Genomic DNA, 21,906 nt, shown 5'->3' on the forward strand with positions numbered 1-21,906 from the left:
CAATAAAGTAGTTGAGCGTTACAAAGCAACGTTTGGCATTCAAGTACAAAAAAACTGGCCTATAAATGATATCGAAGCTGCAACGTTGATTCGAAACCACTTAGTGCATCGCGGTGGAAAGGATAAAGACGGCAATCCAGTAACGATTACCGAGCAGAGCTTGGAGCAACTGTTAGACCATGCAATTGCACTTGCGGAAAAGCTCAACGAAAGCGTTGACGATGTGATAAAAGCAAAAGAGCAAAGCGATATAGTGGCAAGCATTGCCAAATATGGGTTCTAAAAGGAGGGGGCATTGCCCCCTCAAGTATTAACGGCACAGCACTTGAAGTTGTTCTGCACTTAGCCCAGTAAAGTCTCTGCTGTTGTCACCTACGATAATGACAGTACCGAATGCAACAGGGACTTTATGGTACTGCATGTGCTCCGGCCACTGTTGATACAACCATGAATCCCTAGGGACGTACCAACGCAGCGATCCATCCATTAGCCCTTCTTCGTTAACGATAACAGCCGCCCACGGCTCTCCGTGCGCTTCTAAGTACCGTGCAACCTCTATACGCCCTTGTACTGCTGCCTGCATCTGTTCAAGCAGAGATCCCTTGCTGAACTCCTCTACTGTTTGCTTGAGCACCCCGTCTTGTACCGTGAACTTCAAGTACTTGTTACTATTAGTGTCCATCGTAAAACCTCATGAGCTTGTTATGCAAAGTACTACACAACGCAGCATCATCAGTTGGACTCTTCCGAAAGGGTTTGGAACAACATGGGGGTAAGGGGATGGCAATTCAAGCGCTCATCCAGCCGGTAGCCATTGACCGCTGTCGTGGCGGCGGCAAGGCTCAGCCAGCCACTGGCAAAGGGCCAATCCTGAACCTGATAGTGCTGCTCATCGAGCTGGTTATCGAGGCGCCACGCCTCGTCAGGGATGAAGCGTACTTTCTCAAGCCCGGCGGCGATGCCGCCGCCATGGGCCTTGAGCACGGCTTCCTTGCGTGACCAGAGCCGGTAGAAGGCGCTCTCCTGCTCATTCTCCGGCAGGGCGCAGAGCCACTCATATTCACTCTGTGCATAAAACCGCCGGGCAAGGGGCAGGGGAGAGTGCCGTCTTTTGCCCAGCTCGATATCAACCCCGAGCGGCCCTTGCTGACACAGCGCCAGCACCAGCCAGGAGCCACTGTGGCTGAGATTGAAATGCCAGCGCCCATCTTGCAGCTGCGGCTTGCCGTGTTCCCCGTTGCTAAATTGCAACGCGGATGGCGAAGTGGCCAGTCTCTGTGCCAGAAGCTGGCGCAGCAAGGCCCGGCTGACCAGATACTCCTGACGGCGCAAGTTGTGGCTCATTTGCTGCCAAATATGATGTTCATCAGCCGATAACAGCTCGGGCAAGGTAGCGAGCGATTCCTGAGCTATCAGGGCTGGATTTAACAAAAAAAGATCGGTGGCGATCATAATTTTTCACTTTAAAAGGGTGATGAAGCAGGGATAAATGCCACTTATCTCTGAGCCGGATGGCTACTTTTGCGATTGTATATTGTTTGGCCATGATCACATTAATTATGAAAAATCGTGCATTTCCTTGCAAAAATGTGAGCCCGATAGGGATTTTCACTTGCCTCGATAGAATTCTTGGATATAGTCGGGTGCTGTTGCCTTATTAATTGCCTTTCGGGGCCGTATTTTAACAAGATTTCTATTTTTGCGGGGATAAAGGATTGCGCCACCTGATGCTACTGCTGGTCGCGCTCGGAATGGTGGGTTGTGCCTCGGCACCCCAAACCGAGGTCGCGAGCAAGATCGAAGTTTCCATGATGGAACCCGTTATTGAACCGGAAGCTTCGCAAACACCTGATGTGAATGAAATCCTGACAGTTTATAAAGAGTGGCGTGGCGTTCCGTACCGGATGGGTGGCAGTAGCCAGCGTGGTATCGATTGTTCCGCTTTTGCCCGCGAAGTGTTCCGCAATGCCGTCGGTGTCGAGTTACCCCGTGACACCCGCTCTCAAGTCCATGAAGGGACTCGTGTTTCCAAGAAGGATCTGGTCGAGGGTGATCTGGTCTTCTTCAAAATCAATCGTCGTCTCAATCATGTCGGCATCTATGTCGGGAATGGCGAGTTTATCCACGCCTCGACCCGAGCCGGTGTGACCCGCTCCAAGCTGGACAGCCAATACTGGCGCAGCAAGTTCTGGCAAGCGCGCCGGATTGATATCTGAGTCAGGCTGGACAAACGGCTCGCAGTACGGACTGTTTTTCCAACCTCACTTGAACCGGGCTCCTGAAGCCCGGTTTTTTATGGCTGCGATTTAGACTTTCGCAGGCCAAATCACTATAGTGTGGGCCCGTTTTTCTTCGGCAGGCCCAGCATGACATCCCGCAATGACCGCAAATCCGGACTCCATCCCCGCAATCGCCATCTCGATGGTTACGACTTTGAGGCGCTCTGCCGGCAGACTCCGGAGTTGGCCACTTATCTTTTTACCAACGACTACGGCAATCTCAGCATCGATTTTGCCGATCCCGCTGCGGTCAAGGCTCTGAACCGCGCTTTGCTGGCCCACCACTACGGCATTGTTCACTGGGATCTGCCCGCCGGTTACCTCTGTCCACCCATTCCGGGGCGGGTCGATTATCTGCACCGGGTGGCCGATCTGCTGGCCGAGAGTGCCGGCAAGGTACCTGCTGGCAAAGGGGTGAGGGTGCTGGACATCGGGGTCGGAGCTAACTGTATCTATCCGCTGCTCGGCAGTCGTGAGTATGGCTGGCGTTTTGTAGGCTCCGATATTGATCCGGTATCGGTGAAAGCGGCTGCTCTGCTGGCCAAAAGCAATGGACTTGGCAACCAGATCGAGTGTCGCCTGCAGGGCAATCCCGAGCATATCTTTCGCGGCATCATAGGGCCGAAGGAACGCTTTGCACTGACCCTCTGTAATCCACCCTTTCACGCATCGCTGGCAGAGGCGAGCAAGGGGAGCGGGCGCAAGCTGCGCAATCTGGGCAAAGAGGTGAAGGGGGCGCCAGTACTCAATTTTGGCGGCCAGAAAGCCGAGCTTTGGTGCGATGGGGGCGAGGCGGCGTTTCTGACCAGGATGATCAATCAGAGCAAGGAGTTTGCCAGCCAGTGCCTCTGGTTCAGCTCGCTGGTCTCCAAGAAGGAGAATCTGCCAGTTGCCAAAAAGGCGTTGACCCGGGTCGGGGCTCGTGAAATTCGGGTGCTTGAGATGGCGCAGGGCAACAAGGTGAGCCGGGTGTTGGCCTGGACCTATTTCGATGATGCCGGCATGCGTGAATGGTGGTCAGCCCCGCGCTGAGCTGATTGAACAAGGCCCGTTGCGGGCCTTTTTTGATCGCCATGGGGATAGAAGGGAGGTCGAGATCTCTGTTGGAAATCGATTTCCTCATTGGCAGATAATGCTTTTTGATGTGATATGAGTAGTGACTTCTGCCTTGGTACAGGTGTACGCCGAGATTTTTTTGCACTTTCAGCTGTAACTTTAATAAAATAGGACTGGTTAGACCTCTTTACCGGCATTGAATCACATAGGGATCGGAACATGAAAGTTGTCGATTTTCTGAAGCGCAAGCGCGAAATTCTGGCGCAGCACCCCTTTGAGCTCAAGGATTGGCTCTCTCCGGCTATCCGCGACTACTGGCGTGAGTTTCAGCAAAAGGCACATCTTCACCCTCTGCTGGGACGGGTGCTGGACTTGCAAAGCGAAGCCCAGAACGCACAGCAGCAGAATGCCGACACCGTGGCTCAGGTGGCCAACGGCCAGCCTGCCGTGGCGCAGGATCCTGCCATCGAGCTGGAGGGCGAAGCCGCTGCGCTCTATGCCGAGCTGCAGGGCAAGATTGGCGAAGAGACCCATGTCGGCGAGTGGCTCCATATCAGCCAGCAGATGATCGATCAGTTTGCCGCGGTGACCGGTGATCATCAGTGGATCCACACCAATCCGGAGCGTGCGGCTGCCGAGTCGCCCTTCAAGACCACCATTGCGCACGGTTTCCTGACGCTGGCTCTGCTGCCGCAGCTGACCGGCTCGGTGGATGAATCGACTCCCGAGTTTCCGACTGCTCGCATGGTAGTGAACTTCGGGCTGGATCAGGTGCGCTTCCCGTACCCCATCAAGGTGGAGAGCAACATTCGCGCTCGCACCAGGTTGGCACGGGTTACCCCCATCAAGGGCGGGCTTGAGCTGCTCAAAGAGATCAAGGTGGAGATCGAAGGGATCCGCCGCCCGGGTTGCGTGATAGAGTCGGTGACTCGCATCTACTTCTGATCCCTCTTCGTTGGTGATGAGCAAACGGGTTCGCAATAGCCAGCCCGTTTTCATTTTGGCCGTCAGGCGCTGCATGAACGTTCAGAGACGCTGCTTGCGCTTGATATGACTCACAAAATCGCGTTGTATGCGGTTAGTCAGCTCTCATTTTGGCAAGTCCGTTTCCTGAAACGGCAGCATCTTATGCCACTATCGACTTCTCAATCCCTATTCTGGAGACGATAGTGCCCATCAATCACAAGATTATTCTGCCACTGTTGTTCAGTCTCTTTATCCTGCTGATACCGACGCACTGGATCCCGCTCGAGGGCATTACTGTGGTCGAGCAGCGGGTGGTCGCTATTTTCGTGCTGGCGGCGCTCTGTTGGATCCTGGAGCCCATCCCCATCTTCGCCACCTCTGTGCTGATCATCGTGCTGGAGCTGCTGTTGCTCTCCGACAAGGGGCTCTGGTTCATGACGGCAGGCAAGAGCGAGCCAGGGTTTGGTTCGCTGCTCAAGTCGACCGAGGTGATGGCAACCTTTGCCTCACCGGTCATCATGCTCTTTCTCGGCGGCTTTTTTCTGGCCATTGCTGCAACCAAATACCATCTGGATGTGAATCTGGCGCGGGTGCTGCTGCGCCCTTTCGGCCGCAACCCCAGAGTCGTGATGCTGGGGCTGATGCTCATTACCGCCACCTTCTCCATGTTCATGAGCAACACCGCTACCACGGCCATGATGCTGGCCATTCTGGCACCGGTGCTGGCGGTATTCCCGGAGCGGGATCCGGCCAAGGTGGGGTTTGTGCTGGCCATTCCGCTGGCAGCCAATCTGGGCGGAATTGGTACCCCCATAGGCACACCGCCCAACGCGGTGGCCCTCAAGTACCTCACCGGTGAGCATGCCATCTCGTTTGGTCAGTGGATGGGGTTTGCGGTGCCCTTCGTCGCGCTCTTGCTGCTGCTTGGCTGGTTTCTGCTGGGGCGTTTCTTCCCGAGCCCGCTCAAACAGATCGAGCTGAAAATCGAGGGGCGTTTCATGCAGACACCCCGGGCCTGGGTAGTCTATCTCACCTTCATTACCACCATAGTGCTCTGGCTGCTCGGTGATCTGCACGGCATGAACTCCTACGTCGTCGCCATGATCCCGGTCGCCGTCTTTTTGACGACAGGGATCATCACCAAGGATGACCTGCACAAGATCTCCCTCGACGTACTCTGGCTGGTGTCGGGCGGGATTGCGCTGGGGTTGGCGCTGGAGGACTCAGGGCTGGCTGAGCGTCTCATCACTCACATACCATTCCATGAGTACTCCACACTCGCCGTGCTGGTCGGGGCGTGTTTGCTGGCGGTAGTGATGGCCAACTTTATGTCCAATACGGCGACAGCCAACCTGTTGCTGCCGCTGGTGGCTGCACTGGCGGTCAGCATGCCGGAGCTTGCCGAGTGGGGCGGCAGCCACACCCTGATCCTGGCGGTGACCATCTCGGTATCGCTGGGCATGTCGCTCCCTATCAGTACGCCGCCCAATGCGCTGGCCCACGCCACCGGTCTGGTGGAGAGCCGCCAGATGGTAAGGATCGGCGTCATCATGGGGATAGTGGGCACAGTGCTGGCGATGTTGTGGATCTACCAGGTCGCGGCTTGGGGCCTGATCTAGCTGCCAGTCTGTGTGTCTCATAAAAGGAGGAGCCAATCTGGCTCCTCCTTTTGATTACTCTTGGGCCTAGAAACTGGCACCCAGACTGAGAAGGTGTTTGTAATCAGTTTTGTTGAGAGACTGGCTGAACGGGCCCAGGTTGAACTCCCCTTCCTCTCGCTCGACTTCAGTGCTCCACGAGAGGCGCAGGTGGTCGTTGAAGTAGTAACGCATGCCTATGCTGCCAGAGATATCCTGATTGAGAGTGATATAGGGGGAGGGTTGAGCCAGATACTTGGTATAGCTTCCTTTGCTGAACAGCTCGAATGGTTGCTGCCAGAAAGAGAGCGGTTGGCGGTAGTCCCAGAGTAGCTCCCCGATGGGATAGCTGATGGTATGTGAGCTTGAATAAAATATGCTCAGCAGCTCATTGTTGCGATAGTAGGCTCGCAGCATGCCTCCCTGGGCAATAAGCTCGAGCCGCCTTTTTTTGTCATTCCAGAAGCGATAACCGGGGCCTGAACCAAAATCGAGTTTCAGGTAGTTGTCGTCAAGCATGTCATATTCGGCATTGATCGAGCTGCGAATGAACCAGTGTTGATCGAAGAAGTAGTCGAGGGTGGGAGTCACCTTGTAGTCATGGTTATCGGTGACGTTGTTGGAGGTTTCGTAGTTATATTCTCCCGACAGAGTGTAACGCCAGTCGAGATTGGCCACTTCAGTCGTGCCTTTGACGTTGACGTTGTTGGTCTTCTTGTCGTTGTCCCTGATCTTGACGTTGAGGTCGCCACTGCCGCTCCATAACCAGGTATTGCGTTCGTCATTCCCATCCTCGAACAGTTTTATGCCTCCCTTGGCTGTCGCCTTGGGCTTGTCCTGCTTTTCGAGTCGCCAGCGTTTTATGGCATCACGCTTGACGGTGACTGACCCGCTATAGGGCAGGGCAATCCGTACCGACTGGTCGGTGATCTCTTCAATGGTACCGGTTAGGCGATCACCATTTTGCATCCATAGGATGTCTTTGGCCCAAAGCGGCGGGCAGGAGAACAACAAAAAGAGCAGCAGGTATCTCATGGTTTGGGGCAACTCCGCGCAGTGTCAGTTGCTGATGGGCTTGGGCAAGCCATTCTTCAGTGCCATAGTCGCAGCGACTGCACTCTGTTCTACTTCGGGGGCCGCAATAAATTGTTCTACCTCCGAGGTGAGAACAAGAGGCGCGCCCTGCTCCATCTCATCTTCCGTGCGTGACAGAGGAGAGTGCACCTCCAGCCAGCAACGACCATCAGGCTCGATGGCAACCTTGACCGGTTGATTGATGACCCGCACCTGCGTGCCGAGCGGCACCATCTTGAAGAGGGACTCGATATCATCAGGGCGCAGGCGGATACAGCCCGCGCTCACCCGCAGGCCTACGCCAAAATCCTTGTTGGTACCGTGAATGAGATAGTCTCGTTTGCCATAACCCAGGCGCATGGCGAATTTGCCGAGAGGATTGTCCGGTCCCGGCGGCACAACCGCTGGCAGCGTGATCCCCTGCTGCTCCAGCCAGGATTTGCGCACCATGGGACCGGGTACCCAACTCGGATCGGGATTTTTCTCGATGATGGTGGTGGTCATCTCGGGTGTCTCGCGACCGATGTCGCCGATCCCGATGGGCAGCACGATCACCTCCTGCTTCCCTTTCGGGAAGTAGTAGAGGCGCAGCTCGGGCAGATTAATCACTATCCCCTCGCGCGGGACATCGGGCAGCAGCATCTGGGTCGGCAGGGTCAAGCGGGTGCCCGGCTTGGGTAAATAGGGATCAACACCGGGATTTGCTTCAAGCAGCGCCAAAAAACCAATTTGGGTATGTTTGCCAACCAGCTCCAGATACTCATCCTGCTGGATGATGTAATCCTCCAGCTCGCCAATCAGGCGGCTGCCAGCCGGTGGAAGTGGATAGCTTCTGGCCTGTACGGGCAGTGCAGAAATCAGGGCCAGCAGCAGAAAGAGGAGGGTTTTTATCGGCATCGGTGTTCCATCGGTTGGCGCGGGGCAAGGTGATTCCGACTTAACGCCCCGACAGTCATCTCTGTTCTTTTTTTGCCTTGTCGCGCAAGGCTATTTGCGACAAATAGCGCGTTGAGGCGACAGTAAACCAGCCAAAAGTGGCGACGGCCACCCTTTTTGTCGCAAGGGGCTGATAAACAGCGAACTACTGACTCGAATGGCGAACAGGACAAGATGGATGAATCTTTTTATCTGGCCAGACAATCCTGTCTGGCTTGGTTGGTGTCGATAGGGTTTGCTTGGAGAGGAAGGGGGAATGATTGGCTAAAAAGCATTCACTCGATTGATAAGTAAGAAATTTTCATTGCATTATTCCCCTTGCTTGGGTAAAAAATCATCCCACGGAGAGATGCCGGAGTGGCCGAACGGGATTGACTCGAAATCAATTGTGGCAGCAATGCCACCCAGGGTTCGAATCCCTGTCTCTCCGCCAAATCGTTACCCGGAACAGTCCGGGAAATACCTGAAACCCGCATAGCTGATGGCTCTGCGGGTTTTTTGTTTTGATTACCTGGGCTGCGTTTGATGTTTTCTGGTGTTGAAAGGAGTTATCCGTGCAAGATGATTGGTTGATAACATCAAAGATGGCGCCGCCAACCAACAGGCGATCAGCACTATGGCTTTTGGTCGCACTGTGACTCATTTGGCTTGAACTCTACTGTTTTCCAGCCTGAAATTTGAAAGCGCTTTCAGAAATCCTTTTCAACTGTGATCCGCTTCAAAGCTTTTTGAAGCGTCAACCTCTAGCATTGGCTCCACGAATTAGGGGCTAGCGCTCCCGATTTTCCCGCTGTGGGAGATAACTGGTAAATCCGGCTATTTCCTTCGTTACTTTCGACGGTCATCACGGATGGCCGTTTTTTTTTGAGTTATTTCACTGTAAAGGGTCGAGTGGCCGGCGCTTTACCGTTAAAATTCCGCTTTTGCATCTGCCCGTGAGTTTTGATGTCTGCCTCCACCCTCTCTTCGGATAGTTATCTCCTGCTCAGTACCTTGCAACTGCAGCGTGTCGCCAGTACCCGTCTGTTACAAGAGACGCTGGAGGTGGGCCATGAGCTCGCCAGCCACCTGACCCGGCTTCATGACGCCGGCCTTGTCAGATTACGTGGGGAGCAGCAGTGGAGCCTGACTGCCGAGGGGACGCTGGCGCTGATCCTGGGCGTGCGGGCCGGTGTGTGCGCCGCCCCTGACTGGAGCCGGGTCTCCTCGGTGACTGGTCAGGATCTGGTTCACGGGCTGGTGCGTGAGCTGTGCCGGGGCAAGGCGGGCGAGATCCCGGCCTTCTTCTCTCCCGGTGATCTGCTCACCCTGCTCGATACCCCCGATGCCCATCAGCTGCTTGCAGGCTCCAGCCTGGTCTGGCAGCAACTGCTGCTGGAGCACTTTTCGCTGCAACTGCTGCTCGATGCTCCTTATGAAGAGCGCTGGCCATTGGCGAGTGCTCTGACCCGCTGTGCCCCCGAAGTTCAGGCGCAAGGGCGGGCGTTTGAGGCTGAGTGGCGCTGGCTCTGCGGTGATGGCGAGAGCTCCGACTCCAGCCTCTTGTGGCCAGCCCTGCAGGCGGTTGCCTTGCAAGGAGAGAGCGGCCCGCTGGGGGAGCGGCTGCTCACTGCTCTTGGCCAGTGGCAGGCTGAGGGTTGTGAGGGGCAGTGGCCCCGAGCCTTCAGTGCCCTGCTCTGGCTTGGCTGGCTGCAACAGGCTGACCTTGTCATTGCCAGCGAGCAGCGCAAGAAGTGGCAGCGCAGCCTTGGCGGGCAGTTTCCGCTGCTGGCCGATCTGCTTAGCCAGTGGGCCGGGGAGCGGCACGGTCAGGCGGTCGGGCTGTTCGATACCCTGCAACTGCCGGTGGAGGAGCTGCACTGGGGCTACCTCTGGCTCGATCTCTGCGCGCTGGCCCGTCACGGCGCCCAGAGCGCGCAGGTGGCCATGCTGCACAAGTGGGATCTCTCCCACCTGCTCGATGCCGAACCCCATCACCGGTTGATGGCGTTTTGTCAGGATCTGCTGCGCCTGCTGCTGGGCGAGGCGGCCACAGGGGCGCCGCTTGGCCAGCTGCGCAGCAGCGATGCCGATGATGACGCGGAAGAGGAAGATTCCGGCGAGGAGAAGGGAGCCGCCTCTGCCAGCTGGCTCAACTGGCTGCAGGGGCTGGGCCGCGCCAGTGGCGTTCGCAAGCCGCAGGAGCGGCTGGTATGGCTGCTCCACGCCGATGGCCCCGAGCTGGAGTGCAAGATCCAGAAGCTCAGTACCAAGGGGGAGTGGACGGCGGGCCGCCGGGTCGATCCCTCCCTGCTCTCCACCCAGTATGCGGCGCTGCTCGATGAGCACGACTGGGCGGTGGTACGCACCCTGCCGCGGGTGATGGGACGCTTGCCCCGGGATGTCTGGGCGCCGCTCGCTGACCATCCGCGCCTGTTCAACGCCAAGGGGCAGAAACTGCAGCTCGCCATCACGGCGCCGCTGCTGCAAATTGTGGCGACCGAAGAGGGGATGAGCGCCCTGCTGATCCCCGCTGCAGCCGCGCGCGGCGCTCACATCATGCCGCTGGCGCAGGATCTGTGGCAGCTCATCCTCACCCCGCAGCCGCTGCTCGACCGCTTGCCGGCGCTCGAATCCATCCCGCTGCTGCCCGCCGAGGGGATGAGCGAGTTGCAGCGCACCCTGGACGGGATCGCCGATCTGCCCTGGCACAGCCAGGTTGAGGGATTGCACGGCAATGCTGAACTGGCCCCCTGGCCGGGCATTCCTTCGGTGCAACTCGATTGGCAGGATGGCCAGCTGGCAGTCAAGCTGGTGACCCGTTTCGACGAGCTGCCTCCCCAGCCTCTGGGCAAGGGGGAGACCATCATCCGTCAGGGGATCAAGGGCAACCACTACTGGCAGCGCGATCTCGCCGCCGAGAAGGGGCAGGCCCAACTGCTGCGCAATCAATTGCCCATCGATCTGCCCGGCAGCGAGTGGTGCCTCGAAGGAGAGCAGGCACTGGCGCTGGTCAATGCCCTGCCCGAGCTGGTGGATGCCGGCGTGGTCATTCACTGGCATCAGGACAGCGCGCGCCTCAAGAGTCTCGATGAGGCGGCCCTGAGCCTGCGCATCGAGCGGCGGCAGGACTGGTTTCAGGTTGAGGGGGCGCTCGCCCTTGATGAACACCAGATCCTCGACTTGCGTCTGATCCTGCGCCAGCTGACCCCGGGACAGCGTACCGTCCAGCTCGACGAAAAGACCAGCCTGATGCTGAGCGACAAGCTGGTGGAGCGGCTCTCCATGCTGGGGGCCATGCTCGACGATGAGCAGCGGATCAACCACAAGCTGGCCTATCCGCTTACCCGTCTACTCTCGGTCATCACCACCGAGGGGGATGCGGCGTGGCAATCCCTGCAGCAGGAGTGGCAGCAGGAGGTTGCCTGCCCGCCCGAGCTGCTCACCGCGCTGCGGGATTACCAGAAGGAGGGGGTGCGCTGGATGGCGACCCTGGCCCATCACGGCTTTGGCGCCTGCCTGGCCGATGACATGGGCCTTGGCAAGACGCTGCAGGCGCTGATCGTATTGCGGATGCGCCAGCATCTGGGGCCGGCGCTGGTGGTGGTGCCCAAGTCGGTGGTCACCAACTGGCAGGAGGAGGTAGCCCGTTTCGCCCCCGAGCTGGAGGTGGTGATCTTTGACAATCCCGCCGAGCGCGAGCGAATTATTCGCGATGCCAAAGCGGGGCAGGTGATCCTCATCAACTACGGCATGCTCGGCAGTCTGGCGGAGGCGCTCAAGGCGCGCCGCTGGTCCTCCATGGTGCTCGATGAAGCGCAGCAGATCAAAAACGCCGGTACCCAGCGCGCCAAGCTGCTGTTCCAGCTCGACGGCGATTTTCGCCTCGCCCTCTCCGGCACTCCCATCGAGAACCATCTGGGGGAGCTGTGGAGCCTCTTCACCTTTATCAACCCGGGATTGCTCGGCAGCCTTGGCGAGTTCAAGCGCCGCTTTGGCAAGGCGGTCAAGGATCCCCAGCACATGGCCTTGCTGCGGGCGGTGATCAGCCCCTTCATCCTGCGCCGCCTCAAACAGGAGGTGTTGACCGAGCTGCCGGACAAGACCGAGATCATCCACCACATCAGCCTCTCTCCCGAGGAGCGACAGCTTTACGAGGCGACCCGGCGCGAAGTGGTACAGCAGGTGCAAAGTGCCGATGGCCGTGCCCTGATGCACGTGCTGAGCGGCCTGACCCGACTGCGCCGGCTCTGCTGTTCGCCGGAGCTGGTGATGCCCGAGTGGTCGCAGACCAGCAGCAAGCTGGACGAGGCGATGGCCCTGCTGGAGGAGGCGATCGATGGCGGTCATCGGGTGCTGGTGTTCAGCCAGTTTGTCGATCTGCTGAGCCTGCTGCGTGCCCGCATCGAGCAGAAGTCCTGGGACTACTGCTATCTGGATGGCGGCTGTTCGGCCAAGGCGCGGCAGGACTCCATCCTGCGTTTTCGCCACGAGGCGGTACCGCTGTTTCTCATCAGCCTCAAGGCAGGAGGCACCGGTCTCAACCTCACCCAGGCCGATACCGTGCTGCACCTCGATCCCTGGTGGAACCCGGCGGTGGAAGATCAGGCGAGCGATCGGGCACACCGGATGGGCCAGACCCAGCCGGTGACCGTCTATCGTCTGGTGTGCGAGCAGACGGTGGAGGAGAAGATTGTCGCCCTGCACGACGAGAAGCGGGCGCTGGCCGATGGTCTGTTGAGCGGCCAGTCGGAGGTGCGCGGGCTGGATGTGGAGAGCCTGCGGGCCCTGCTGATGAGCTGATCCGCTGTATCACCAGCGACATGGCCATGCCATATGGAAGAGGGGGGCACATCTTGCCGATGTGCTCCCCTCTGTTGTTTCTGCTTGCCTGTTTTCGCCAGCGCTGCACTAGCCCTGATAGAGGTAGAGGTGCAGCCGCTCGATGATGGGCTCGCCGCCAATCTTGCGATCCCGCCGCGCCTGCCGGCTCTTGGGGGGATAATTGCCCAGATGGGTGACTGCGGGTGGGCTGTCCGAGCAGAGCAGCAGCGGCAGGCTCGCCTTGATCTGCTGCTTGCGCGGGGTGCGATCCTGCCAGAGCAGGTTGATCATCGGGTGGGTCTTGACCGGGCGGCGGATCCGCAGCTCGGCATCGGCGGGCAGGCGGCGAATGTCGTATACCTCCTGATCCACCATCTTGCTCCACTCCTCGTTGTTGGAGAGAGCCGGTATGTAGCGGCGACTGCGCTCCAGCATCTCCAGCACCTGTTCGCGGGTGAGGCGATTGATGGTCTGCTTGTCAGCCCAGGTAAAACCAAGGGAGTGGAGCTCTCCATGTAGCCACGTCAGCTTACGGTAGACCTGCAGGGTGATCACCCCGGGCAGGGCGGTATGTACCAGCTCGAACTTCTCGTCCCGTCCGCCCGCCTGCTGCACCAGCGCTTTGAAATCGAACTTGCGCTGGTTGATCTCCTCAACCAGCGGCTGGATCAGCGGAGCAGCGGCGGCGGGAAAGCGCAGCCAGCCCGGCAGACGACGGGTGGCCTTGGTGGAGCAGCCGGGGCGGGCGCTGTGATCCCGATAGGCTGACAGGGTGGCGGCCAGCGCCTCATCGCCGCTAAGGTAACCCACCTCAATTTGGCTGATGGGCTCGTGCTCTTCGCCCTGCGAGACCGGGGGGAGGGGATAGACATTGGCCTCCTGCAGTTCGAGCTGGCCGAGCAGGGTGGCCAGCTGATCCAGAGAGGCTTCAATGGTCTCCATCTGTTGACGCAGGGCGGCGGTAGGGGTAAAGGTATCCATCGATGATCCTGTGGTCTGACCCGCTGTTGACGACATCAGGTATGACATCACCTGCGGGTAGCAAAACTACTGTATAAATAAACATACCAGCATGCGGCTGGAGTGCCAAGAGGCACTTTTTGGGGGGGGGCAATGTGCGCCTCTGAATGGGGATGCGGTAATGGTTTTATTTATGTTTCATTGTGTTAAATAAAGATCGCCACAAGATCATTAAATTAACAATTTCGTGTAACCCCGCTGTTGCCAGCTGTTCAAACCTTGTCCATCCCTGCATATGTAAAGCAGTAAAATGCATATATAGATGGGTGCCATGCAGCACAATATGCTGTGCAACTCTGCTGGCCAACCGTTAAAATAATTAGTTTTTTAAAATCAAAGCGTTAAAATTAAATCCTGCCGTTTTTAGACATTAGATTTACTAATGTAATGTATCAAAATTCGTCAATTGAGTCGGTCTGACTCCCTGACTAAGCTTTGCGCATCAAATTTAAGCCCAGTGCGTAAACAAATATTCAGAGGAGCCACATCATGGCCAACATGACTTATACCGAAACCGGTTACCAGCATTCCAGCCAATTGAATCTGGTTGCTCGCGTTAAAATGACCGTTCTGACCTGGCTGGATCGCAGCCGCAGCCGTCGCCAGCTCTCCGAGCTGCCCGAGTACCTGCTCAAAGACATCGGCCTGAACGAAGCTGACCGTTATCAAGAGACCACCAAGCCGTTCTGGCGTGGTTGATCAGCCGGGCATGGATGCCTCGTTTATCTGCTGATACCTGTATGCTGACGGCCGGGTGACATCAGGTCACCCCGTCAACCCTGCTGTTGTTTGCCCCGTTATTGCCCTCGCTTCCCCGCCTTCATATCCCGTTGTTGCTCCGCCCATTGCTGCCGTTTTACCTTGCTGCGACTTGTATCGTTAATGTTTGAATTTGTTTAAAAATCGGTTTTAAGCCGCAACGCCTTGCGTATAATCCGGCCATAGTGTTCCAGCGCAAGAGGGTGAGACGGATGATTCCCCAGCACGATTTTTTGGCCATGACCCGCAGCCACGAGTGGCAGCTCGATCCCTTTGATTTTGCGCTGCCGGATGGCACGCAGGTCAGTATCTGGGATACCGGTGTCATCTGTCTGGAGCCTGCCAGCGGAGCGGGCGGCCAGCCCGGAGGGCGCAAGGATATCGTCCTCTCCTGCGGCATCCACGGCAACGAGACCGCCCCCATCGAGATCTGCAACCAGCTGCTGACTCGTTTGCTTTCAGGTGAGCTGAGCGCCCGCCATCGGGTGCTGTTCCTGTTTGGCAATCCGGCGGCGATGAACCTCGGGCTGCGGGAGGTGGAGGAGAACATGAACCGGCTCTTCTCCGGCGCCCACAGCAAGGGGGAGGGACTCTGCAATCGGGAGCGGATCCGCGCCATGCGCCTCGAGCAGTATGTGAGCCGCTTCTTTGCCGATCCGGCCCGCCCCCGCTACCACTACGACCTGCACACCGCCATTCGCGGTTCGCGCCACGAGAAATTTGCCGTCTACCCCTTCCCCCACGAGCGGCCCCACTGCCGCGAGCAGGTGCAGTTCCTCGGCGCCTGCGGGGTGCGCACCATACTGCTCTCCGCCAGCCCGACCACCACCTTCAGCTACTACAGCTCGCGCCAGCACGGTGCCCACGCCTTCACGGTGGAGCTGGGCAAGGTGCGGCCATTTGGCGAGAACGACATGACCCGCTTTATCGAAACCCGGCAGGCGCTGCAGGAGTTGGTCAGTCAGGACGAGGTGGCGCTCGAACCCTGGCGGGCGGATGATTTCACCCTGTTTGCCATCGATCGGGTGATCACCAAAAAATCGGCGGACTTTCGCTTCCTCTTTGCCAGCGATGTGGACAATTTCACCGAGTTCCCGCAAGGGTTCGTGCTGGCCGAGGATGGCGAGCTGCGCTACACCGTCGAGCAGCCCCGCGAGGCGGTGGTCTTCCCCAATGCCAACGTGGCGATTGGCCAGCGCACCGTGTTGCTGGTGGTGCCGACCCGGCTCTGGGAATAAGCCATGCAATGGCCCCTTGGTTGCGGGGGTGAATCGTATGTGGCTGATCGGACGGAGGGTGTTTCCCGCTCTCTTTAGGCCAGGTTGGTCATGTGAAGGGGTTGGCGAAGCGGTATAAGCAAAAGTTGGGGCATTTTGGGAAATGCCATAAATCCAGCTTATAGTGACCAGCCTGCTCTCCGGGATGGCCACAGAACACGCCAGCAAGGCGCTCAAGGGGTTGGCCGATCTGATAGATATGTGGTGGTGGCTGCGGTTGGCCAGCGCTGTCCGGCCCTATCGGGATGAAGAGCGCGAACTGTGTCACGGGGAGTAAAGGGAATAAAAAAACGGAGCCAGTCATCTGACTGGCTCCGTTTTTTAATGGCGTTGGCGGGGGATCAGCTGTTGTTCTTCACAAACAGGGTGATCTCCTGGCCCGGCTTCAGGTAGTCCCCTTTGTCGAGCTGGTTCCAGCGCATCACATCGTTGATGGCGACCTGGAAGCGCGCGGCGATGGAGGAGATGGAGTCACCACGGCGAACCTGATAGACCATCGACTTGTCGCTCTTCTTCCCCTGCTTGGGATAGACCACCAGCTTCATGCCGGGTTTCAGGGCCGACTTGGCGTTCAAACCGTTCCACTTGGCGAGCTCCTCGTGGGAGACGCCGTGCGCCTGGCTGATGCTCCACAGGTTGTCACCTGAGCGCACCTTGTAGCTCACCTTACCTTTCTGGCTGCTGCCACGGCTGGCCAGCTGTTGCGGGGCGGCACTTGCCTTGCTGCTGACGGTATGGCCGCTGGTCGGAATGACCAGACGCTGACCGCGACGCAGGCTGTTGCCACGCAGATTGTTGGCCAGTTTCAGCTCGCTCACGCTGACGCCGTGATTCTGGGCGATGCGTGACAGGGTGTCGCCACTGGTGACCTGATAGGAGCGGGTACGGATACGCTCGCTCTTGGGCAGATCGGCCAGTGCCAGCTCCAGGGTATTGGCATATTCAACCGGTACCAGCAGGCGGTAGGGGCCGCGCGGTGACATCACGCCACGGCTCAAGGCAGGGTTGACCTCCTTGAGCTGCGAGGTGCGTACACCGGCCAGCTGGGCCGCCACGTTCAGATCGATCTGGCTGCCGGTTTCCACCACCCGCAGCTTCGGCTCGTTGGCGAGCACCGGCAGCTGGACGTTGTACTTGTCGGCATTGCTGATCATGTCAGCCATGGCCAGGATCTTGGGCACATACATCTGGGTTTCGCGCGGCAGATCGAGCGACCAGTAGTCGGTCGGCTTGCCGGCACGCTGGTTGCGCTGGATGGCGTTGCGAACCCGTCCTTCACCGGCATTGTAGGCGGCCAGCGTTTGCAGCCAGTCACCATCAAAGAAGCGGTTCAGATATTCCAGATAGTCGAGCGCCGCATTGGTGGAGGCCAGCACATCGCGCCGTCCGTCATACCAGTTGTCGTGGCGCAGACCGAAGTTCTTGCCGGTGGCGGGCACAAACTGCCACAAACCGACGGCATTGCTGCGGGATCGGGCATGAGGATCAAACATGCTCTCGATCATCGGGACAGTAATAAGCTCCATTGGCAGCTCACGCCGTTCAATCTCCTCTACCATCAGATAGAGGTAGGGTTCAGCCCGGCTGGCAATGGTCGCCAGATGCTTATCATTGCGCAACAGCCACTCACGTTGTTGGCGGATGCGCGCATTGTCTGGAGTTTCCAGTTGCATATCATCGCTGATACGCACCCACAGATTGTCCGTATCTTCCATTTCGTCCAGCTGTTCATCGCCAAACAGAAAACGTGAAGAGTGTTTTTTATGCGCTTTTTTGTTGACCTGGGGGGACTTGATCGGCTCGATTGCCGTTAGCGCCCGGTCATCCTGATGGCTCAGGTTTTGGCAGCCGCTGAGCAACAGCGCTGCCAATAAGGCCGTTCGTACCTTCATCTCGTTCCGGTCATTTTTAAGAAAAACAGCTCGCATCATAAGGGGCAATCCCCCCCTGATCAAGGTTTGTTCAAAAAACATCCTTCCATTGGCGCAGGATCGTGAAGGTATCTACCGGATTTTCCACGCATTTTAGCCCCTGCTTTTCAGCAGAAAATTTCACTGAATCGAGCTCGCAGCGCAGAAAAACATTAAACCTGCGTTCATCCCCCAGTCGGCTGGGCAGGCTTGGCAGCCCCTGTTGCCGCAGTTTGCTGATCAGCCCGATCTGATCACGGATCGCCGGGTTGTCCGGCTCGACCGCGTAGGCGAAGCGCAGGTTTGACAGGGTGTATTCGTGGGCACAATAGATGAGGGTGTCGTCGGGCAGGGCGGTGAGGCGTTGCAGCGAGTGATACATCTGCTCCGGCGTCCCTTCAAAGAGGCGACCACAACCGGCCGAGAAGAGGGTGTCACCGCAAAAGAGCATGCCGTTGCCATGGTAGGCGATATGGCCGCGGGTATGGCCGGGCACATGGATCACCTCGAGGGCAAGACCATGCCAGTTGATCTGATCGCCATCTTCCAGCCACTGGCCATGGTGGGCCGGCATGGGGTCAAGTTTGGGGCCATATAGCCGGGCATGAGGGAACTGTTCGAGCAGTTCGCCAACCCCGCCCACATGGTCGTGATGATGGTGGGTCAGTAGGATGGCATCGAGCACCAGACCCAATGCCTCGAGCCGCTCCAGCACGGGGGCCGCTTCGCCCGGGTCGACAACCAGACAGTGATTTTCGTGTCTAATCAACCAGATGTAGTTGTCATTAAAGGCTGGAACTGTGATCACTGGATACATGAGTCTGCTTCTCTTTAGGGAGGGTATCTTATATAACAGGATGGCGTTCGAAACCGCGAGTTGAGCCCTATTATGCAGGTGGCACGTACCGAACAACAAATCGAGATCCCGACCAGCTGGTCCGCGTTGCCTATGGGGGACTGGGTTGCTGCCGAGATCCAGGAGCGGCTCGACAGCTGGTGTCCCAACCTGTTTGGCTATCACTTGCTCAAGATTGGCGCCCTGAGCGCCGAACTCTCCTGCAAACGCTCATCCATTCGCCATCAGGTGGGCGTCGCCTGCGAGGGGCGGCTGCTCGACATGTATGGCGATCCTATGGCATTGCCGGTGCGTACCGGCAGTGTCGATGCCTGCCTGCTGGCCCACTGTCTCGATTTCTCTGCCGATCCCCATCAGGTGTTGCGCGAAGCCGAAAGGGTGCTGACCGACGATGGCTGGCTGATTATCAGTGGCTACAACCCCATGAGTCTGGTGGGCATAGGCCACTGCATCCCTTTTTTGCGGCGCAAGGTGCCCTGGTCGGCGCGGATGTTTACCCCCGGGCGAGTCACCGACTGGCTCCATCTGCTGGGGTGCGAGGTGATGTTTGATGAGCGCTTCGGTTACTCGTTTATGGGCAAACAGAGCTGGCACAGCTGGTGGCAGGAGAGTGTAGGGCGGGACTACTGCCGTGCGTTTGCTTCTGTCTATGTCATTGCTGCCCGTAAACGGCGCTTTCCGCTGATCCCGGTGCGCCGCCGCTGGCAGCTGCCAAAATCCCTCGCCACACAGGGCATGGCCCGTCAGGGCTGGTAGCCGGTATCCTCGGCCAGATCTTTGCCGCAGGCCGCCTCGCGGGCCAGCTCGTCACAGCGTTCGTTTTCCGGATGGCCCGAGTGCCCTTTGACCCAGAGCCACTCGATCTGGTGACGGCTCACTTCCGCATCCAGCTCTTTCCAGAGATCGACGTTTTTGACCGGCTGGCGGTTGGCAGTCATCCACCCCTTCTTCTTCCAGCCGATGATCCACTGGGTGATCCCCTGGCGCACATACTGGCTGTCAGTGGTGAGGCGAACCTGGCAGGATTCGTTGAGAGTGCGCAGGCCCATAATGGCGGCCATCAGCTCCATCCGGTTGTTGGTGGTGAGGCGAAAGCCGGCCGCAATCTCCTTGCGGTGCTTGCCATAGACCATCACGGCGCCATAACCGCCTGGGCCCGGGTTGCCGAGGCAGGAACCATCCGTATACAAATCAATCTGTTTTAACATGAGGCTTGGGGTAAACTAGCGAGTAAAGCCGAAGTTTGACATAGATTGGATCATGAACACACCCCAACTGAATCGCCAGATCATTCTGGATACTGAAACCACGGGTATGAATACCAGTGGCGGCCCAGTTTACCTTGGCCATCGCATCATCGAAATCGGCTGTGTGGAGGTGATCAACCGCAAGCTCACCGGTAACCACTACCACGTCTATATCAAGCCGGATCGGCTGGTGGACCCGGAAGCTATCCAGGTTCACGGGATTACCGACGAGTTCCTGCGCGACAAACCCTCTTTTAGCCAGATAGCCGACGAGTTCCTCGAGTTCATCCGTGGTGCCGAGCTTATTGCCCATAACGCGCCGTTTGACGTGAGCTTCATGGACTACGAGTTCAGCAAGCTCGGGCTCAACTTCAAGACCGCGGATATCTGCTCCATCACCGATACCCTGGCGATGGCGCGGGATCTCTTCCCGGGCAAGCGCAACAACCTGGATGTGCTCTGCGATCGTTACGGCATCGACAACTCGCACCGGACCCTGCACGGGGCTTTGCTCGATGCGGAGATCCTGGCTGATGTCTATCTGCTGATGACCGGCGGCCAGACCAAACTCAATCTGGCTACCGAAAGCAGTGAAAACGAGAGCAATCAGGACACCAGTATCCGCCGGCTGGAGAGCAACCGACCGGCGCTCAAGGTGATCAGAGCGGGTGAAGAGGTGCAGGCGCTGCACGAGGCAAGACTGGATCTGGTGCAGAAGAAGGGAGGGAGTTGTCTGTGGCGGCAATGAGCAAGTGGCTGGCCTCTTTTCTATTGCTGGGGTCGCTCGGCGCTTCGGCGACCGAGGTATTTGCCCCTTCCGATATTCCGCTGCTGGATAACCGCTTTCGCATCGATTACGGGGTGAAGGAGATCACCTTCATCATCAAGCGCAAGCCGGGCACCCCCTCGGTGATCCTGGTGCGCCCCGATGGCAGCAAGCTCTACGTGGGCAAAGTCAAGCCGGATGATGTGGGCTGGCTGGCGCTGCCGGAGCATGATCTCATTACCCTGCGCAATCCCATGCCGGGCCCGTGGCAGGCAATTGGCGAGGTGGATCCCGACAACCGGGTGCGGATCCTCTCCGATATCCGGATGGACATCGCCGCCTTGCCGATGCAGCTCTATCAGGGAGAAGTGGTCAAGCTCAAGGCGTGGCTCTCGATCGATGGCCAGCCCCCCAAGGACAAGTACTACCTCTCCGATCTGGGAATGAGAGTCAAACTGCAATCCTTCAGCGATCCTGGCAAGCAGAATACAGTGCTCGATCAGGAGATTGGCCACTACCTTGATGATGGCAAGGGGCTTGATGAGGTACCTGGTGATGGCGTCATGACGGCGGAGGCGATCCTGCAGGATATTCCGGCGGGCAAATACCGCGCCATGTTCAGTACCGGCAATCAGGTGTTTGTCCGGGCCCGCTATCAGGATGTGCTGCTTTATCCTTATCCATTTACCTACAACCTGGCGCCTCCCTCCGAAGAGCTGGGGGCCAAGTTGTCACTGCTGGTCGACCGTGATGAGATGGATCCTGCCTCTGTGGCGCTCAAGGGCACAGTCACCAGCAAGACTGGAGGCTACTACTCGTTTAGCGAAGTGGCGACTGCTCCCAAACTGGATGTCGATTTTTCCGTCATCAAGGAGCCTGGACAATATCAGGTAGAGGCCGCGCTCTACGGTACCACCCGCCTTGGCCGTGAAGTGAAGATCGCTATGCCGGTGAAAACCTTCAATGTCTTCCCGCCGGCACCTCCACCTCCGCCGCCGGTCTCTGCTGCCGAGCCAACCTCCAGCGCCAAAGCGACCGAGAAAGCGGAAGAGAAGGGGGGAATGGGCTGGTTGATCTGGGCGCTGGCCGGTGGTGGCGGGCTATTGGTTATTCTGGGCGGGGTCGGGTTTATCATCCTGCAAAAACGCAAGGCGTTGAAACGTGCCCTGGCAGCAGCTCAAGCAGAAAGCCAGCAAGCAGAACAACCAGCCGCCAAGCTGGATCTCAACTTGCCAGAGCAATAACGGCAAGTTCAAACAATAAAAAACCGCCCTTTGGGCGGTTTTTTATTGTGCATTTTCGAATGTTAGTTGGGAAAGA

Annotated in this window: 19 protein-coding genes, 1 tRNA gene and 1 pseudogene; 13 read left to right on the plus strand and 8 right to left on the minus strand. The window is 58.0% G+C overall.

The genetic code is table 11. The annotated features are described in order from the left end of the window. Positions 1-283, plus strand: a pseudogene (locus tag LG31_RS0109550) (hypothetical protein); the annotation flags it as partial. Between the two features lie 27 nt (positions 284-310). Here the strand turns inward: LG31_RS0109550 and LG31_RS0109555 are convergent. Then, positions 311-682 (minus strand): DUF3846 domain-containing protein, encoded by a 372-nt coding sequence (locus LG31_RS0109555; protein WP_033114244.1) that lies wholly within the window; start codon positions 680-682, stop codon positions 311-313. A gap of 50 nt (positions 683-732) precedes the next feature. Then, positions 733-1,452, minus strand: coding sequence for a 4'-phosphopantetheinyl transferase family protein (locus LG31_RS0109560; protein ID WP_033114245.1), 720 nt, complete (start codon positions 1,450-1,452; stop codon positions 733-735). 275 nt (positions 1,453-1,727) lie between these two features. Here LG31_RS0109560 and LG31_RS0109565 point away from each other — a divergent pair, with 275 nt between their 5' ends. The 4 genes from LG31_RS0109565 (at position 1,728) to LG31_RS0109580 (ending at position 5,920) form a co-directional block, all read left to right on the plus strand. Beyond that, complete coding sequence (locus tag LG31_RS0109565) at positions 1,728-2,216, plus strand: C40 family peptidase (protein ID WP_033114246.1); 489 nt, start codon at positions 1,728-1,730, stop codon at positions 2,214-2,216. Positions 2,217-2,366: 150 nt separating this feature from the next. Further along, complete coding sequence (rlmF, locus tag LG31_RS0109570; RefSeq protein ID WP_033114247.1) at positions 2,367-3,311, plus strand: 23S rRNA (adenine(1618)-N(6))-methyltransferase RlmF; 945 nt, start codon at positions 2,367-2,369, stop codon at positions 3,309-3,311. A 243-nt stretch (positions 3,312-3,554) separates the two neighbouring features. Further along, positions 3,555-4,280 carry a MaoC family dehydratase gene (locus LG31_RS0109575; RefSeq protein ID WP_033114248.1) on the plus strand — a complete coding sequence of 242 codons (726 nt, stop codon included), beginning with the start codon at positions 3,555-3,557 and terminating at the stop codon, positions 4,278-4,280. 224 nt (positions 4,281-4,504) lie between these two features. Then, entirely contained in the window at positions 4,505-5,920 is a 1,416-nt protein-coding gene (locus LG31_RS0109580; RefSeq protein WP_033114249.1) for an SLC13 family permease, read from the plus strand. 66 nt (positions 5,921-5,986) lie between these two features. On the opposite strand, the gene LG31_RS0109585 is transcribed toward LG31_RS0109580, so the two are convergent. Both LG31_RS0109585 and LG31_RS0109590 read right to left on the minus strand, forming a co-directional pair. Beyond that, complete coding sequence (locus LG31_RS0109585) at positions 5,987-6,973, minus strand: DUF481 domain-containing protein (protein WP_033114250.1); 987 nt, start codon at positions 6,971-6,973, stop codon at positions 5,987-5,989. A gap of 24 nt (positions 6,974-6,997) precedes the next feature. Continuing rightward, positions 6,998-7,909 (minus strand): L,D-transpeptidase family protein, encoded by a 912-nt coding sequence (locus LG31_RS0109590; RefSeq protein WP_033114251.1) that lies wholly within the window; start codon positions 7,907-7,909, stop codon positions 6,998-7,000. A gap of 382 nt (positions 7,910-8,291) precedes the next feature. Between LG31_RS0109590 and LG31_RS0109595 the strand changes: the two genes are divergently transcribed. Together LG31_RS0109595 and LG31_RS0109600 are read left to right on the plus strand one after the other, a co-directional pair. After that, positions 8,292-8,381 (plus strand) — tRNA-Ser (locus LG31_RS0109595). Between the two features lie 512 nt (positions 8,382-8,893). Next, a complete protein-coding gene (locus LG31_RS0109600) occupies positions 8,894-12,730 on the plus strand; it encodes a DEAD/DEAH box helicase (protein WP_033114252.1) in 3,837 nt (1,278 codons plus the stop codon). Between the two features lie 108 nt (positions 12,731-12,838). On the opposite strand, the gene LG31_RS0109605 is transcribed toward LG31_RS0109600, so the two are convergent. Next, positions 12,839-13,732, minus strand: coding sequence for a DNA replication terminus site-binding protein (locus LG31_RS0109605; RefSeq protein ID WP_033114253.1), 894 nt, complete (start codon positions 13,730-13,732; stop codon positions 12,839-12,841). A 528-nt stretch (positions 13,733-14,260) separates the two neighbouring features. On the opposite strand from LG31_RS0109605, the gene LG31_RS0109610 reads away from it, so the two are divergent. The 3 genes from LG31_RS0109610 (at position 14,261) to LG31_RS21775 (ending at position 16,084) form a co-directional block, all read left to right on the plus strand. Next, complete coding sequence (locus tag LG31_RS0109610) at positions 14,261-14,470, plus strand: DUF1127 domain-containing protein (protein ID WP_033114254.1); 210 nt, start codon at positions 14,261-14,263, stop codon at positions 14,468-14,470. A gap of 272 nt (positions 14,471-14,742) precedes the next feature. After that, positions 14,743-15,768 (plus strand): succinylglutamate desuccinylase, encoded by a 1,026-nt coding sequence (gene astE / locus LG31_RS0109615; RefSeq protein WP_033114255.1) that lies wholly within the window; start codon positions 14,743-14,745, stop codon positions 15,766-15,768. 184 nt (positions 15,769-15,952) lie between these two features. Then, the gene (locus LG31_RS21775; RefSeq protein ID WP_274518917.1) at positions 15,953-16,084 is read left to right on the plus strand and encodes a hypothetical protein; all 132 of its coding nucleotides are present in this window, start codon (positions 15,953-15,955) and stop codon (positions 16,082-16,084) included. Between the two features lie 64 nt (positions 16,085-16,148). On the opposite strand, the gene LG31_RS0109620 is transcribed toward LG31_RS21775, so the two are convergent. Both LG31_RS0109620 and gloB read right to left on the minus strand, forming a co-directional pair. Next, a complete protein-coding gene (locus LG31_RS0109620) occupies positions 16,149-17,699 on the minus strand; it encodes a lytic transglycosylase (RefSeq protein ID WP_033114256.1) in 1,551 nt (516 codons plus the stop codon). 70 nt (positions 17,700-17,769) lie between these two features. Then, complete coding sequence (gloB, locus tag LG31_RS0109625) at positions 17,770-18,534, minus strand: hydroxyacylglutathione hydrolase (protein ID WP_033114257.1); 765 nt, start codon at positions 18,532-18,534, stop codon at positions 17,770-17,772. 72 nt (positions 18,535-18,606) lie between these two features. Between gloB and LG31_RS0109630 the strand changes: the two genes are divergently transcribed. Then, the gene (locus LG31_RS0109630) at positions 18,607-19,329 is read left to right on the plus strand and encodes a methyltransferase domain-containing protein (protein WP_033114258.1); all 723 of its coding nucleotides are present in this window, start codon (positions 18,607-18,609) and stop codon (positions 19,327-19,329) included. Here the strand turns inward: LG31_RS0109630 and rnhA are convergent. Next, entirely contained in the window at positions 19,317-19,781 is a 465-nt protein-coding gene (rnhA, locus tag LG31_RS0109635) for a ribonuclease HI (RefSeq protein ID WP_033114259.1), read from the minus strand. The two genes, LG31_RS0109630 and rnhA, sit on opposite strands and share 13 nt — an antisense overlap. Before the next feature lie 52 nt (positions 19,782-19,833). Here rnhA and dnaQ point away from each other — a divergent pair, with 52 nt between their 5' ends. Both dnaQ and LG31_RS0109645 read left to right on the plus strand, forming a co-directional pair. Next, positions 19,834-20,568, plus strand: coding sequence for a DNA polymerase III subunit epsilon (dnaQ, locus tag LG31_RS0109640; protein WP_033114260.1), 735 nt, complete (start codon positions 19,834-19,836; stop codon positions 20,566-20,568). After that, positions 20,565-21,830, plus strand: coding sequence for a TIGR03503 family protein (locus LG31_RS0109645; protein ID WP_033114261.1), 1,266 nt, complete (start codon positions 20,565-20,567; stop codon positions 21,828-21,830). The genes dnaQ and LG31_RS0109645 overlap by 4 nt, the downstream gene beginning before the upstream one ends. Positions 21,831-21,906 lie beyond the last annotated feature (76 nt).

It is taken from the genome of Aeromonas lacus, assembly GCF_000764665.1.
GTDB classification, from domain to species: Bacteria; Pseudomonadota; Gammaproteobacteria; order Enterobacterales; family Aeromonadaceae; genus Aeromonas; species Aeromonas lacus.

What these genes read in the sequence shown, in the direction of transcription:
- LG31_RS0109585 (WP_033114250.1), bottom strand. Translation starts at nt 6,973, where the DNA reads ATGAGATACCTGCTGCTCTTTTTGTTGTTCTCCTGCCCGCCGCTTTGG.
- astE (WP_033114255.1), top strand. Translation starts at nt 14,743, where the DNA reads ATGATTCCCCAGCACGATTTTTTGGCCATGACCCGCAGCCACGAGTGG.
- rnhA (WP_033114259.1), bottom strand. Translation starts at nt 19,781, where the DNA reads ATGTTAAAACAGATTGATTTGTATACGGATGGTTCCTGCCTCGGCAAC.
- LG31_RS0109590 (WP_033114251.1), bottom strand. Translation starts at nt 7,909, where the DNA reads ATGCCGATAAAAACCCTCCTCTTTCTGCTGCTGGCCCTGATTTCTGCA.
- LG31_RS0109610 (WP_033114254.1), top strand. Translation starts at nt 14,261, where the DNA reads ATGGCCAACATGACTTATACCGAAACCGGTTACCAGCATTCCAGCCAA.
- LG31_RS0109645 (WP_033114261.1), top strand. Translation starts at nt 20,565, where the DNA reads ATGAGCAAGTGGCTGGCCTCTTTTCTATTGCTGGGGTCGCTCGGCGCT.
- rlmF (WP_033114247.1), top strand. Translation starts at nt 2,367, where the DNA reads ATGACATCCCGCAATGACCGCAAATCCGGACTCCATCCCCGCAATCGC.
- gloB (WP_033114257.1), bottom strand. Translation starts at nt 18,534, where the DNA reads ATGTATCCAGTGATCACAGTTCCAGCCTTTAATGACAACTACATCTGG.
- LG31_RS0109565 (WP_033114246.1), top strand. Translation starts at nt 1,728, where the DNA reads ATGCTACTGCTGGTCGCGCTCGGAATGGTGGGTTGTGCCTCGGCACCC.
- dnaQ (WP_033114260.1), top strand. Translation starts at nt 19,834, where the DNA reads ATGAACACACCCCAACTGAATCGCCAGATCATTCTGGATACTGAAACC.
- LG31_RS0109600 (WP_033114252.1), top strand. Translation starts at nt 8,894, where the DNA reads ATGTCTGCCTCCACCCTCTCTTCGGATAGTTATCTCCTGCTCAGTACC.
- LG31_RS0109575 (WP_033114248.1), top strand. Translation starts at nt 3,555, where the DNA reads ATGAAAGTTGTCGATTTTCTGAAGCGCAAGCGCGAAATTCTGGCGCAG.
- LG31_RS0109555 (WP_033114244.1), bottom strand. Translation starts at nt 682, where the DNA reads ATGGACACTAATAGTAACAAGTACTTGAAGTTCACGGTACAAGACGGG.
- LG31_RS0109630 (WP_033114258.1), top strand. Translation starts at nt 18,607, where the DNA reads ATGCAGGTGGCACGTACCGAACAACAAATCGAGATCCCGACCAGCTGG.
- LG31_RS21775 (WP_274518917.1), top strand. Translation starts at nt 15,953, where the DNA reads ATGGCCACAGAACACGCCAGCAAGGCGCTCAAGGGGTTGGCCGATCTG.
- LG31_RS0109605 (WP_033114253.1), bottom strand. Translation starts at nt 13,732, where the DNA reads ATGGATACCTTTACCCCTACCGCCGCCCTGCGTCAACAGATGGAGACC.
- LG31_RS0109620 (WP_033114256.1), bottom strand. Translation starts at nt 17,699, where the DNA reads ATGAAGGTACGAACGGCCTTATTGGCAGCGCTGTTGCTCAGCGGCTGC.
- LG31_RS0109560 (WP_033114245.1), bottom strand. Translation starts at nt 1,452, where the DNA reads ATGATCGCCACCGATCTTTTTTTGTTAAATCCAGCCCTGATAGCTCAG.